Annotated in this window: 14 protein-coding genes; 5 read left to right on the top strand and 9 right to left on the bottom strand. The window is 65.9% G+C overall.

Annotated features, from left to right (window positions below):
- The first annotated feature begins 17 nt into the window (after positions 1–17).
- The 3 genes from HH800_RS22920 (at position 18) to dmeF (ending at position 2,101) form a co-directional block, all read left to right on the top strand.
- Positions 18–215: a hypothetical protein gene (locus HH800_RS22920; RefSeq protein ID WP_017502519.1), complete on the top strand. Its 198-nt coding sequence runs from the start codon at positions 18–20 to the stop codon at positions 213–215.
- Between the two features lie 588 nt (positions 216–803).
- Positions 804–1,076 (top strand): metal/formaldehyde-sensitive transcriptional repressor, encoded by a 273-nt coding sequence (locus HH800_RS22915; protein ID WP_010335593.1) that lies wholly within the window; start codon positions 804–806, stop codon positions 1,074–1,076.
- Positions 1,073–2,101: a CDF family Co(II)/Ni(II) efflux transporter DmeF gene (gene dmeF / locus HH800_RS22910; protein WP_169862614.1), complete on the top strand. Its 1,029-nt coding sequence runs from the start codon at positions 1,073–1,075 to the stop codon at positions 2,099–2,101. The genes HH800_RS22915 and dmeF overlap by 4 nt, the downstream gene beginning before the upstream one ends.
- Positions 2,102–2,295: 194 nt before the next feature.
- On the opposite strand, the gene HH800_RS22905 is transcribed toward dmeF, so the two are convergent.
- From HH800_RS22905 to HH800_RS22895, 3 genes are all read right to left on the bottom strand, one after another.
- Positions 2,296–2,724, bottom strand: coding sequence for a TIGR01244 family sulfur transferase (locus HH800_RS22905; protein WP_004209769.1), 429 nt, complete (start codon positions 2,722–2,724; stop codon positions 2,296–2,298).
- A gap of 134 nt (positions 2,725–2,858) precedes the next feature.
- On the bottom strand, positions 2,859–4,631 hold the full coding sequence (recQ, locus tag HH800_RS22900) for a DNA helicase RecQ (protein ID WP_169863406.1): 1,773 nt from the start codon (positions 4,629–4,631) through the stop codon (positions 2,859–2,861).
- A 42-nt stretch (positions 4,632–4,673) separates the two neighbouring features.
- On the bottom strand, positions 4,674–4,994 hold the full coding sequence (locus tag HH800_RS22895) for a hypothetical protein (RefSeq protein ID WP_169862612.1): 321 nt from the start codon (positions 4,992–4,994) through the stop codon (positions 4,674–4,676).
- Between the two features lie 38 nt (positions 4,995–5,032).
- On the opposite strand from HH800_RS22895, the gene HH800_RS22890 reads away from it, so the two are divergent.
- Positions 5,033–6,157: a serine hydrolase domain-containing protein gene (locus tag HH800_RS22890; RefSeq protein ID WP_169862610.1), complete on the top strand. Its 1,125-nt coding sequence runs from the start codon at positions 5,033–5,035 to the stop codon at positions 6,155–6,157.
- Here the strand turns inward: HH800_RS22890 and HH800_RS22885 are convergent.
- The 6 genes from HH800_RS22885 to HH800_RS22860 all read right to left on the bottom strand — a co-directional run bounded on the left by HH800_RS22885 (position 6,154) and on the right by HH800_RS22860 (position 12,867).
- Complete coding sequence (locus tag HH800_RS22885) at positions 6,154–6,939, bottom strand: PhzF family phenazine biosynthesis protein (protein WP_169862608.1); 786 nt, start codon at positions 6,937–6,939, stop codon at positions 6,154–6,156. The two genes, HH800_RS22890 and HH800_RS22885, sit on opposite strands and share 4 nt — an antisense overlap.
- A 79-nt stretch (positions 6,940–7,018) precedes the next feature.
- Positions 7,019–8,800 carry an SLC13 family permease gene (locus tag HH800_RS22880; RefSeq protein WP_169862606.1) on the bottom strand — a complete coding sequence of 594 codons (1,782 nt, stop codon included), beginning with the start codon at positions 8,798–8,800 and terminating at the stop codon, positions 7,019–7,021.
- A gap of 262 nt (positions 8,801–9,062) precedes the next feature.
- Positions 9,063–10,136 carry a chorismate synthase gene (gene aroC, locus HH800_RS22875; protein ID WP_097385215.1) on the bottom strand — a complete coding sequence of 358 codons (1,074 nt, stop codon included), beginning with the start codon at positions 10,134–10,136 and terminating at the stop codon, positions 9,063–9,065.
- A 27-nt stretch (positions 10,137–10,163) separates the two neighbouring features.
- Positions 10,164–10,970 (bottom strand): enoyl-ACP reductase FabI, encoded by an 807-nt coding sequence (fabI, locus tag HH800_RS22870; protein ID WP_004209757.1) that lies wholly within the window; start codon positions 10,968–10,970, stop codon positions 10,164–10,166.
- Complete coding sequence (locus HH800_RS22865; protein ID WP_004209756.1) at positions 10,967–11,890, bottom strand: YihY/virulence factor BrkB family protein; 924 nt, start codon at positions 11,888–11,890, stop codon at positions 10,967–10,969. The genes fabI and HH800_RS22865 overlap by 4 nt, the downstream gene beginning before the upstream one ends.
- 56 nt (positions 11,891–11,946) lie before the next feature.
- Positions 11,947–12,867 carry a DnaJ C-terminal domain-containing protein gene (locus HH800_RS22860; RefSeq protein ID WP_169862605.1) on the bottom strand — a complete coding sequence of 307 codons (921 nt, stop codon included), beginning with the start codon at positions 12,865–12,867 and terminating at the stop codon, positions 11,947–11,949.
- A gap of 136 nt (positions 12,868–13,003) precedes the next feature.
- Between HH800_RS22860 and pdxH the strand changes: the two genes are divergently transcribed.
- Complete coding sequence (gene pdxH / locus HH800_RS22855) at positions 13,004–13,579, top strand: pyridoxamine 5'-phosphate oxidase (protein WP_037521916.1); 576 nt, start codon at positions 13,004–13,006, stop codon at positions 13,577–13,579.
- Positions 13,580–13,669: the final 90 nt, after the last annotated feature.

The following is a 13,669-nucleotide window of genomic DNA, read 5'->3' as shown; positions in this document are numbered from 1 at the left end:
GCGATAAACCTGCCTGCATGGCAGAACCATTCAACGATGACCTGATCGCTGCAAAGTCGGTGTTTGCATTGGCGGGACTTGCAGCGATCATTGGAGGAATACTCCTATTCAATGCTCACGCCCAATCGGTCTGGGGCATTGTAAAAGGCCTCGTCGGCATCAGCCTGTGGATCGCTGCCGTCATCGGCGGCCGCGCATTCTATAAAGGCCTCTAGTTCAAAACGCGATGTATGAGTTCACCGCCTGGTTACCCACCCGGCGGTTCTGGGCAAGAGTGCCTGCTTTTTGGCAGATCAACAAGGGATGGGAATGGCAAGAAATGGTCCTGGCCGCCCTACCCACATCCGTCATGCCGGGCTTGACCCGGCATCCCACTTTTCTATGCAACAAATAAAGAAGCGAGACCCCGGCTCAAGGCCGGGGTGACGATGGCTGCTTCTGGTCGCTTCCGGCCACCCGCTTTCCTACCCGGCCTTTCTCTGATCTCCCCTGGGCGATGGACACCCGCTCCACTTTCCAGCCCTCGCCGCCAAGCCGCTGTCGCCCGACCGGCGCGCAAGTGTCGTTTTCCTGTCGCCTCGTTGCCCTCTCCCTGTCGCGTCGAAGCCGCGTCATCATGCCCCGGTTGTCGCGCGCCTGTCGCTTCATTGGCGCGTGGCAGGCGCTTGGCCGGCGCATTGGCCCGAATTTACCCGCACGACACTGTGAACTTCGACTGTCGCGTCGATTCTCGGCTTCAATTGGCATCCCAGCCATCGCCAGCGCCTTGCCCGACTTATCCACATAGTATAGGGGGGTATCCTATGCACATCATCGCGGATCGGGACAAATTGCTGGCGCGGGTGCGCCGCATCGCGGGGCAGGTCAACGCCGTCGAACGCCAGTTGGCGGGCGATGCGGGCTGTTCGGAGACACTCCAACTGGTCGCCTCGGTGCGCGGCGCCGTCGGCAGCCTGATGGAGGAGCTGATCGAGCAGCATATGCGCGAACATGTCGCCCGCCCCGGCCTGACCGACGAAGCGCGCACGGCTGCCACCGAAGAAATGCTGGCGCTGATCCGCCGCTACGGGAAATGACGATGCACGACGATCACGCCCATGGGCACCATCATCATGGCGCCGGCTGCAACCATGACCATGCGCATCATCCTGCCCCGGCCGCTCCGCCGCCGACCGACAAGGATGGCGCGGAACGCCATTATTTCGACCATATCTATCTGAGCGCCGGGCATGACAAGAATGCCAGGCGCACCCTGTGGGTCGTCTGGCTGACCGCCGCGACCATGGTGGTGGAAATCGCCTTCGGCTGGATCACCGGGTCGATGGCGCTGCTGGCCGACGGCTTCCACATGGCGACCCATGCCGGTGCGCTGGCGGTGGCCGCCGCCGCCTATAGCTACGCAAAGCGCCATGCCCGCAACCCGCGCTACACTTTCGGTACCGGCAAGGTCGGCGACCTGTCCGGCTTTGCCTCGGCGCTGCTGCTGCTGCTGACCGCGCTGTTCATCGCGATCGAATCCGGCATGCGCCTGTTCGAGCCGGTGCAGGTCGCCTTTGGCGAGGCGACCCTGGTCGCGATCATCGGCCTGGTCATCAATCTGGTCAGCGCCCTGCTGCTCGGCCACGACCATAGTCATGATCATGGGCACGGCCACGCGCATAACGATCATGACCATGATCACGACCACAAGGGCGGCCATGCCGACAATAATCTGCGCGCCGCCTATGTTCATGTGCTGACCGATGCGCTGACGTCGGTGCTGGCGATCGCCGCGCTGCTGGCCGGCCGCTATCTCGGCTGGTGGTGGCTCGATCCGGCGGTCGGCCTGCTCGGCGCCGTGGTCATCGCCCGCTGGGCCTGGGGCCTGATGAAGGACACCGCCGCCATCCTGCTCGACACCGCCGAACCCGCGCTGATGGCCAGGGTGCGCGGCCTGGTCGAAGCCGAAGGCGCCACCATCCGCGACCTCCATGTCTGGCGCATCGGCCCGCACGCCCATGCCGCGATCATCAGCCTGGCGCCCGGCGCCGACGGCGCCCGTGTCCGTGAACGGGTGCGCAGCCTGCCGCGCATGGAGCATGTCACGGTGGAGTGCGGCTGAGCGGCCGCTTGAGAAAGCCGGTTCCGGCCCGCTCCCCCGCGCTGTCCTACAGAGCCGGGCCCATGTTAGGTTGCACCCGGCTTTTTCCCATCGTCCGGCGTCCCCATCCCCCTCGCAACATGATTTCCTACTTGAGCAAGGAAATGTCGAAATGTGCGGGAAATATGGGAAGTTAAGCGAACGAAATCCTATTTTCAGGCGGGCTTCAACGCATCCATGATCTGGCGCACCGGGCCAAGATCATAGCCCGCAGCCGTCGCCTGCGCCGACAGCGCATCGGCATCGTCGCCGGCCCGCGCGCGGGTCAGCGCCCACAGCAGGGTGCTGCGCGTGCCCGACCGGCAATAGGCCAGGATCTTGCCCTCGCCCGCCTGCTCGATCGCGGCGGCCATGCCGTCGAGCTGCCAGGGCGCAAAGCCGCCATGGGCCACCGGCACGGCGGCATAGGCGACACCAGCGTCGATCGCCGCTGCCTCGACCGCGGCACCGTTGGTCTGGCCCGGCTCCTCGTCATCGGGACGGTTGTTGATGATCATGGTCACGCCCAGCGCCTTGGCGGTCTCCACCTGATCGACACTGATCTGGGGCGAGACATAGAGGCGGTCGGTCAACTGGCGGAACATGGGCAAATCTCCTTCGCCCCCGCCATGCGCCCGCCCGCCACAGGATTCAAGCGTCTGCACGCCCAAACCGGCATCGATGCCCCGCCATCCGTTCGTTTCGAGCCTGTCGAGAAACGGGGCCACACGCTCATCAGCTACAGATAGGGTCGGATCGCCGCCAGGAAGGCATCGCCATAGGCGTCCAGCTTCTTCTGCCCGACGCCGCTCACCATGCCCAGCTCATGGATGGTCGCCGGCCGCTGCTCGGCCATCTCGCGCAGCGTCGAATCATGGAAGATGACATAGGGCGGGACCCCGGCATCCTGCGCCAGTTCGCGGCGACAGGTGCGCAGCGCGTCGAACAGCGGATCGCCAACCGGATTGGCGTCGCTGCCATTGCGGGCGTTGCGCTTCTTCCGCTCGCGCCGCGGCGGCACGAGGATGCGCACTTCCTCCTCGCCGCGCAGGATCGGCCGGGCATTGGGGCCGAGCATCAGCCCGCCATGCTCGGTCGTCTCCAGCGCGTCCCGCACCAGCAGCGCCCGCGACACCGGCCGCAGCAGCGTCGTCTCATCGCCATCGACGATCGCATAGACGGAAATCTTGTCATGTCCGCGCTCGCGAATCTTGTCGGTGACGGCACCGCTCAGCACCGCCTCGATATGGCCCGCGCCAAAGCTCTGGCCGGTGCGATAGACGGCCGACAGATATTTGCGCGCCGTTTCAGTCGCGTCAACGCTGGCCGGCGGGGTCAGGCAATTGTCGCAATTGCCGCAGGTCGCCGGCGGGTCTTCGCCGAAATGGCGCAGCAGGATCGCCCGGCGGCAGGTCGCGGTCTCCACCAGCGCCCCCAGCGCCGCGATCCGCGCCCGCTCGCCCTGCTGGCGCGCCGGCTCCAGCTCCATGATGCGCTGGCGGGCACGGGCGAAATCCTCCGCCCCCCAGAAGAGATGGGCGACCGCCGGTTCGCCGTCGCGGCCGGCGCGGCCCGATTCCTGATAATAGCCCTCGATCGACTTGGGCAGGCCGGCATGGGCGACAAAGCGCACGTCGGGCTTGTCGATCCCCATGCCGAAGGCGACGGTGGCGACCATCACCATATCTTCGCTGGCGATGAAGGCGGCCTGGTTGGCGGCGCGCTGGGCCGGATCCATGCCGGCATGATAGGCGCGCACCGCCCGGCCGCCGCGTCCCAGCGTCTCGGCCAGCTTCTCGGTCGCGGCGCGGGTCGGCGCATAGACCACGCCCGGCCCCGGATTGGCGGCAAGCAGGTCGGCCAGCTGCCGGGTCAGCCCATCGCGCGGATGGACGGCATAGCGGATATTGGGCCGGTCGAAGTCCGAGATGATCAGGCCATCCTCGGGAATGCCGAGCTGAACGAGGATATCCTTGCGCGTATGCGCATCCGCCGTCGCCGTCAGCGCCAGCCGCGGGACATCGGGAAATTCATCGAGCAGCGGCCGCAGCAACCGATAGTCGGGACGGAAATCATGCCCCCATTCGGACACGCAATGCGCCTCGTCGATCGCGAACAGGGCGACCTTCGCCGACCGCAGCAGATTGCGGAACCCCTCGCCGCTCGCCCGTTCCGGCGCGACATAGAGCAGGTCCAGTTCGCCATTGCGCAGCCGATCCTGCGTCTCGCGCCAGTCGGCATCGACGCTGGTCAGGCTGGCGGCCCGGATGCCCACAGCGGTCGCCGCCCGCAACTGATCATGCATCAGCGCGATCAGCGGCGAGACGACGACGCAGCAGCCATCCAGCGCTACGGCCGGCAGCTGATAGCAGAGCGACTTGCCCGCGCCGGTCGGCATGATCGCCAGGGTCGGCTGCCCCGCCATGACCCGGCCGACCACCTGTTCCTGCACCCCGCGGAACGTCGTGAAGCCGAAAATATCGTGGAGCAGCGTGGGAATGTCGCGGGGCATCATCCGGCCTTAGCGAGTCAAGCCTATCGGTGCCAGTGGCGCTTAGCTCGCCGGATCGAGCAGACAGCCCCAGCCCGGCTTGAAGCGTGCGGTGCGCGACGCCAGCAGCGGGACATGCGCCTCGACCGCCCGCTCCTCCGGCTTGTCGGTCAGCCGCACCATCGCCATGCCCGGCTCCTTGTCGCCCTGGCAGCTGCCCATGGCGCGACCCTCGACATAGCGGCAGGAACAGGTCAGCCGCGCGCCATAGGCCGAGCCGAGCTGCGCGCGGGCACGCAGGGTCGACCAGTTCCACGCCAGCGCGGCCAGCAGCGCGACGACGATCACCGCCGCGACGATCCACCATTTACCACGAACCGCCATGGTCCTTCTTCCCGCCTCCATGCTAAGGGCGCCGGCTTATGCAGATCGAGAAGCGAATCGTAAAGCGCCTTGCCATGGGTGCCGGGCTGGTGGCGCTCGTCCTCGCCGGCACGCTGGCGGGGCGCGCGGCCCATGCGCCCGAGCCCGTCTATAGCGTGTCCACCGACGCGGTGGTCAGCGCCAGCGCGCTGCGCGGCGCGATCGATCCGCTGTTCGACGACAAGGACATGGGCGATACCCGCGCCCTGCTGGTGATGCGCGACGGCAAGGTGATTGCCGAACGCTATGCCCCCGGCATCACCCCCGACACGAAATTGCTGTCCTGGTCGATGGCCAAGAGCGTGACCGCGGTGCTGGTCGGCCTGATGGTGTCGGACGGACGGCTGGCGCTCGATTCGCCGGTGCCGGTCGCGGCCTGGAGCCAGCCGGGCGATCCGCGCGGCCGCATCACCCTGCGCCAGCTGCTGTCGATGACCTCGGGCCTCGACCATGCCGAGGATGGCGAGCCGATCACCGACGGCGACACCGTGCGCATGCTGTTCATGGACGGCGCGCAGGACATGGCGGCCTATGCCGAATCCAAGCCGCTGGCGCATGTTCCCGGCGAGACATTTTCCTACTCCACCGGCAGCACGATGATCCTGTCGGACCTGATGACCCGGATGCTGACCAACAGCCCCCATCCCGACGTGCGTCGCCGGGCGATGCAGATGTTCATCGACGGCCGGCTGAAGGCGCCGGGCAAACTGTCCAGCCTGACCCCGGAATATGACGCCAACGGCACGCTGATCGGCGGATCGATCATGCACATGACCGCGCGCGACTATGGCCGCTTCGGCGAATTGCTGCGCAACCATGGCCGCTCCCCCAACGGCCATCAGATCGTGCCGGAAAAATGGGTCGACTATATGCGCGCGCCCTCGCCCCGGAACGCGGCCTATGGCGCCCATCTCTGGCTCAACCGGGACAGCAGCGAGAGCGCGCTGATGCCCGGCCTCGCCTCGGCCAGCCTGTTCGGCTGCGTCGGTCATAATGGCCAATATATATTGGTCGCGCCCGGCCAGCGGCTGACGATCGTGCGGATCGGCATGTCGCCAAAGAAGGAACAGCGCGCCGCCGTGAAGGCGCAACTGGCCCGGCTGATCGGCCTCTTCCCCGGTTAAAGGGTGAATATGCCCTCGATCACCGTGCGGCAGGCGCCGGTCATCACCACCCGGTCGCCCTCCAGCCGGCAACCGAGCCGCCCGCCCCGCGCCGACGCCTGATAGGCACTGATCGCATCCTTGCCGAGCCGCTCGGCCCAATAGGGCGTCAGCAGGCCATGGGCCGATCCGGTCACCGGATCCTCGTCAATCCCGCCGCCGGGCACGAAGACACGGCTGATGATGTCGCTGTCGTCGCCCGGCGCGGTCGCCATCAGCAAATTGTCGCCGAGCTTGCGCAGGGTCGCGAAGTCAGGCTCCAGCGCACGGATCGCATCGGCATCGCGATAGACGAAGATCGCATAGCCGCCATCACGCCAGCGCGTTTCGACGATGTCGCCGCCCATCCCCGCCGCCAGCGCCGGCAGCGCCTTCGGCGCGCTGGTCCAGGCCGGCAGCGACAGTTCATAGCCCTCGCCCGCGCGGGTCACGGTCAGCACACCGGCATGGCACGTGCGAAAACGGATGGCATCGCCCTGCATCAGCACATGGCCGCTCGCCAGCGTGGCATGGCCGCACAGCTTCACCTCGACCGCCGGGGTGAACCAGCGCAGCGCATAATCGGCCTCCGCATCGTCCGGCGTCGGCACGGTGAAGGCGGTTTCGGACAGGTTGTTTTCCGCAGCGATCGCCTGCAGCACCGCATCGTCGAGCCAGGCGTCGAGCGGCATCACCGCCGCCGGATTGCCGGTGAAGGGCGCGTCGGCAAAGGCGTCGACCTGGGTGAAGCGAAGGCGGCTCATGGCGATACTCCTGATGGATCGCCGCCTTCATGCCGGGCCCGCACCCGTGCCGACAGGGCCGGATGCGGGCAATTGGTCCCTAGCCCAGAATCACGAGCGCCGCACACACCGCCGTGCCGACGATCAGGTTGAGCGGCACGCCAATGCGCACGAAATCGGCGAAGCGATAATCGCCCGCAGCATAGACAAGCGCATTGGTCTGATAGCCGATCGGCGTCGCGAAACAGGCCGATGCCCCGATCATCAGCGCAATCACCAGCGGACGCGGATCGGTGCCCAGCTGATGCGCCAGCGCGATGGTGAGCGGCGTCAACAGCGCCGCGACCGCATTGTTGCTGAGCAGCTCGGACAGGATCAGCGCCGCGAAATAGACGATGAAGACCAGGCTCCATTGTGGCGCGACCTGCATCAGCGGCGTGATCCAGCCGACCATCAGCGCGACGCTGCCCGCCTGTTCCAGCGCCAGGCCGACCGCCAGCATGGCAAAGATCAGGATCAGCACATCGCCGTCGATCGCCGCCCAGGCCTCCTCCGCATCGATGCAGCGGGTGACCAGGATCACGCCGACGGCGATGAAGGCGGCCAGGCCGATGCCGATCACGTCGAGCGCCGACAGGATAACCACCGCGGCCATTGCCAGGATCGCGATCCATGCCTTGCGCGGGCGGAAGGCGCGGGTGCGGCTGATGTCGACGCCGATCAGGTTGGGATTGTCTTTCAGCGAACGCATCGCGTCGTCGCTGCCCGCCACCAGCAGCCGGTCGGCGCCGCGCACCCGCGTATCGGCCAGGTCCGGCCCCGGCAGATGGCGAGCGCGATGGATGCCGATCAACCGGACGCGCAGGGCATGGAGGAAGGGAATGTCGATCAGCCGCTCGCCGATCGAGGGGTGGCTGGGCGCGACCATCGCCTCGATCACCGTGCCCTCGCGGGCGGAGGTCTCGGAATCGGCGGCGATGCCCAGTTCGAAATCGCCCGATTCGCGTAGGGTCATGATCGCCGTGCCATCGGCGCGGACGATCAGCCGGTCGCCGACATGCAGTTCCTCCTGCTCCAGGTCGTGGCGCCGTATCTCGCCGGCCCGCTTGAGCCCGATCAGGGTGACCGAGCGGCCAAGGACGGACAATTCGCCAATCTCCCGCCCGACCACCTCGCTGTCCGGCGTCACGACCAGTTCGGTCAGATATTCCTGCACATTGCCGCCATTCTCGCCCGCGATCGAGGGCGGGTCGCTGGGCAGCAGGAAACTGAGGCAGGCCAGGCCGATGACGCCGGCAATGGTGCCGGCCAGGCCATAGGGGGTGATATCGAAAATGCCGAAGGGCTGCATGCCCTGTTCAGCGGCGATCCCCGCAACGATCAGGTTGGTCGACGTGCCGATCAGGGTGACGCAGCCGCCCATCACCGCCACCGCATTCATCGGGATCAGCAGCTTCTTGACCGGATAGGCGGTCGCCTGCGCCAGTCGGAACATGATCGGGATCAGCAGCACGACGACCGGCGTGTTGTTGAGGAAGGCCGACAGCAGCACCGTGCCCACCGCAACCTCCACCAGCGCCAGCCGCGGATGCTTCTGCGCCCGGACCATGACCAGATCGGCGATGCGGTTGATCGTGCCGGTGCGAATGAGCGCCCCCGACAGCACGAACATCGCGCCCACGGTCAGCGGCGCGCTGTTCGAAAAGACGGAGAAGAGCGATTTCTCGTCGAGCAGGCCGAGCAGCGCGAAGGCACAGGCCCCCAGCACCGACACGACGGTCGGGGAATAGCGTTCGCGCACGAAGGCGACGAACATGCAGGCGAGAATGACCAGGCCGATTTCCGCGCGGTAGATGCCCAATAGCGCGGTGATGAAATGCATCTCGTCTTGCCCCCGTTTGATCGCGTGATCGCGTCTCTAACGGAGGTGAAACGAAATGGGCCAGCCATGGTTGCATGGCTGGCCCGTGTCGCGGCGTCAGGGGACGTTTTGACCGTCAATCCACGCATAGCGTGCTGACGCTCCCCAGGCTTACGCTCTGCCGCTCACCCTCCCGCGGGTGACCATGTCATCCTAGCGTAACATGGGTGAGTCGTCTCGCATCTTTTGCACATTCGGCGCGCGATTGGCGCGGTTCGGCGCGTCAGTCGGCCCCGCACTGGGCGCGGTGCAGCAGCTTCTGGTCGGCCAGCACCAGCGCCATCATCGCTTCGACCACCGGCACGCCGCGAATGCCGACGCACGGGTCATGACGCCCCTTGGTGATGATATCCGACGCATCGCCTTCGCGGGTCACCGTCTCGACCGGAATCAGGATCGAACTGGTCGGCTTGAAGGCGATACGGACCTTGACCGGCTGGCCGGTCGAAATGCCCCCAGCGATGCCGCCGGCATGATTGGCCAGGAAGACCGGACCGTCGGCGCCGGGCCGCATCGGATCGGCATTCTGCTCACCGCGCAGCCGGGCGGCTGCGAAGCCGTCGCCGATTTCCACGCCCTTGACCGCGTTTATGCTCATCATCGCACTCGCCAGTTCGCTGTCGAGCTTGGCATAGAGCGGCGCGCCCCAGCCGGCGGGCACGCCACTGGCCACGCATTCGACCACTGCGCCGAGCGACGAGCCATCCTTGCGCGCGCCATCGACCAGCGCTTCCCAGCGCACCGCGGCTTCGGCGTCAGGGCAGAAGAAGGGATTCTGGCCGATCTGCGCCGCGTCGAAATTGCCATAGTCGATCGCGTCGCCGCCGATCTCGCTTACATAAGCGAAGATATCGACTTCCGGGATGACCAGCCGCGCCACCGCACCGGCCGCAACCCGGCTGGCGGTTTCGCGCGCCGAGGACCGCCCGCCGCCACGATAGTCGCGAAAGCCATATTTGGCGTCATAGGCATAGTCGGCATGGCCAGGGCGATAGGCCTTGGCGACCTCCGAATAATCCTTCGACCGCTGGTCGGTATTCTCGATCATCAGGCTGATCGGCGTGCCGGTGGTCTTGCCCTCGAACACGCCCGACAGGATACGCACCTCATCGGGCTCGCGCCGCTGGGTCGTGAACTTGGACGTGCCCGGCTTGCGCAGGTCGAGCCAAGGCTGGATGTCCGCCTCGCTCAATGCCAGGCCCGGAGGGCAGCCATCGACCATCGCGCCGATCGCCGGACCATGGCTCTCGCCCCAGGTCGAGAAGCGGAAGACGCGACCGAATGTGTTGAAGCTCATATCCGTTCCAATCCGGTCGCGTCGTTCTTACTTGTCCAGCGCGATGTCGGGCGCGTCTTCGGCCTTCATGCCGATGACATTATAGCCCGCATCGACATGGTGGATCTCACCCGTCACGCCCGAAGCGAGGTCCGACAGCAGGTAAAGGCCGGCACCGCCGACATCGTCGATCGTCACGTTGCGACGCAGCGGCGAGTTCAGCTCGTTCCACTTCATGATGTAACGGAAATCGCCGATGCCGCTGGCCGCCAGCGTCTTGATCGGGCCGGCCGAGATCGCGTTGACGCGGATATTTTCCGGGCCCAGGTCCATCGCCAGATATTTGACGCTGGTTTCCAGCGCCGCCTTGGCCACGCCCATGACGTTATAATGGGGGATGACCTTTTCCGCGCCATAATAGCTCAGCGTCAGCAGACTGCCGCCTTCCTTCATCAGCTTGCGCGCGCGGGCCGCGACGGCGACGAAGCTGTAGACGGAGATGTTCATGGTCATCAGGAAATTGTCGAGGCTGGTGTCGGCATAGAGGCCACGCAGCTCATTCTTGTCGGAAAAGCCGATCGCATGGACGACGAAGTCCAGCTTGCCCCAGCGCGCCTCGATCTCGGCAAAGGCCTCGTCCAGCTTCGCCATATCGGACACGTCGCAGTCGATCAGGAAGTCCGAGCCCAGCTGTTCCGCCAGCGGCTTCACGCGCTTGGCCAGCGCCTCGCCCTGGTAGGAGAAGGCCAGTTCCGCGCCCTGCGCATGCAGTTGCTGCGAAATACCCCAAGCCAGCGACTTGTCGTTCGCCAGCCCCATGATGAGCCCGCGCTTTCCCGCCATCAAGCCTGTCATATCGTCGTTCCGTTCCCTTTGTCCTGCACGGTGCCGGCTGCTTCGTCTTCCGGAAATTCCGCCAGTGCCGCATTCAATTCGGCGCCAATTACCACGCCGAGCCCCACGAGAAAGAAAAAAATGAGGGTGATCATGACACCGGCCAGACTGCCATAGGTCCGGTCATAGCCGCCCAGCATCGACAATGTGACCGGCAATAGCAGAGTGACGGCATACCACCACAGCGCGGTGGCGACGGCGCCGGGCCATTTGGGAAAGCGCTTGTCACGGTAGAGCGACGGGGTCAGCGAGACATAGAGCGAGTGGAGCGCGACGCATAATATCGCCATCGGCACCAGCTTGGCCGAGGAAACCCAGGCGATCGCCTCATCCGCGAAGGGCAGCAGCCGGTGGAGCAGCTGGTCCACCGCCGTTATCATCACCTGCATCGAAAAGGCGAACATCACCGCCAGCACGCTGACCAGCGTGATCCCGACCGACGCCAGTCGATAACGCCAGAAGGGCTTGGTGCTCTTCGTTCCATAGGCGCGGCGCAATATGTCGCGGATCGTCTCGATCAGGCTGCCCACGGTCCAGAGCCCCACCAGACCGCCGAACCAGAGCAGATTGCCGGAACGCGCCTGTAACACATCGCTGATCGGCTGGCGCACGACATCGGCAACGCCGCGCGGCACGGTATAGAGAAAGGCATTCACCGCCGACAGCCCGTCCGACGTGCGGCCGAAGACGCTGGCGACGGCGGCGGCGACGATGAAGAAGGGAAACAGCGTCATCAGCGAGAGATAGGCCAGGTTCCCCGCATGGATGAACCCGTCGCTATAGACGCCCACCATCACCCGCTTGGCGATCTCGAAGCTGCGCGAACCCGGCCGGACCCGATCGATCTGGCGATGGAATTTCTCCTGCGCCTGCGCCGCCATGTGGCGGCGCGACTCCGGACTATAGGGGGAAGGCAGCGGCACCCTTGCCGAACGTCCTAGACGCCCAGATGGGTCCGCACCGCGCGACCATCCTGCCAATCCTCGACCAGCTGGAGGATCACCGGATCATCGGCAGGCACGTCGATCAGCAAGGTCACAAGCTGGTCGCCGCGCTGGCCATCCTTGCCGGTAAAGCCCTTGCCGCGCAGGCGCAGCGTCTTGCCCGATGTGGTGCCGGCCGGCACGCCCAGCATCACCGGGCCATCGACGGTCGGCACCTTCACCTTGCCGCCCTTCACCGCCTCGTTGATGGTGATCGGCAAATCGAGCAGCACATTGTCGCCGTCGCGCTTGAAGAAGGGGTGCGGCTTCACCTCGATGGTGACGATCGCGTCGCCCGCACCGCCCGCGCCCGGCTGCCCCTTGCCGGTCAGGCGCATCTGCGTGCCGGTCTCGACCCCGGCGGGCAGCTTCAGGTCGATCGTCTTGCCATCCTGCAGGGTGATGCGCTGCGGCGCCAGCGTAGCAGCGTCGACGAACTGCACCGCCAGCCGATAGGCGACATTGGCCCCCTTGGCCGGCGGCGCGCCGCGACCAAAGCCGCCAAAACCACCGCCGCCCCCGGCGCGACGGCCCGCACCGCCGAACAGGCCTTCGAAAATATCGCCGAAATCGGCGCCGCCCTCGTTGAACTCGAACCCGCCGGGACGGCCACGCCCGCCGCCACCGCCGCCAAAGCCGAAGGGCGCGGTCGGATTGCCATCGGCATCGATCTCGCCCCGGTCGAAGCGGGCCCGCTTGTCCTTGTCCGACAGCAGGTCATAGGCATTGGTCACGGCCGAGAATTTCTCCGCCGCCTTGGGATTGTCCTGATTCTTGTCGGGGTGATATTGCTTGGCCAGCTTGCGATAGGCGGACTTGATCTCCGCTTCGCTCGCGCTGCGCGCCACACCCAGAGTGGAATAGGGATCCGCCATCTATCATCCTGTTATGCTGAAACCGGTATCTGCCGCATCACGGCCATATCGCCCCTATGTGGCCGAAGGCCGGGCATCGTTCAAGCTGCGGCGCATCCGTATCGACAGTGCGGTGCCGGGAATCTAAGGCAGGGGCATGACCGATCCCTTCGCCCTTTTCGACGAGTGGTATGCGCAGGCGCGCGAGACCGAACTCAATGACAGCAACGCCATGGCGCTGGCCACGGCCGATGCGCAAGGCCGCCCGTCGGTCCGCATGGTGCTGCTCAAGGGCCATGGCCCCGACGGCTTCATCTTCTACACCAATTTCGAAGGGCGCAAGGCCGGCGACCTGCTCGCCAATCCGCATGCCGCCCTGCTGTTCCACTGGAAGTCGGTGCGCCGCCAGATCCGGATCGAGGGCAGTGTCGGCCCGGTCGACGACGCGACCGCCGACGCCTATTTCGCCACTCGCAGCCGCGACAGCCAACTCGGCGCCTGGGCTTCCGACCAGTCCCGCCCGCTGCCCTCGCGCGCCGTCTTCATGGATCGCTATGAAGAGGTGCGCGCCCGGTTCGAGGGCGGCCCGGTGCCGCGCCCACCCCACTGGTCGGGCTTCCGCCTGACCCCGGAACGGATCGAGTTCTGGCAGGACCGCGAGCATCGCCTGCATGAACGACGCGTCTTCACCCGCCAGGAAAATGGCTGGAACGAGGGGCTTCTCTACCCCTGATCGAGCGTCCTGCCGTTGTCCTGCCGTAAAACAGGGCGCGGAATATGGTGGCTCATTCGTCTATCCCCGCACAGTCCAAGCCTGCCCGAT

It is taken from the genome of Sphingobium yanoikuyae (assembly GCF_013001025.1).
Lineage (GTDB): Bacteria > Pseudomonadota > Alphaproteobacteria > Sphingomonadales > Sphingomonadaceae > Sphingobium > Sphingobium yanoikuyae_A.
Note: the sequence above shows the minus strand (reverse complement) of the source record. Positions and strands in the feature narration are given on the sequence as shown.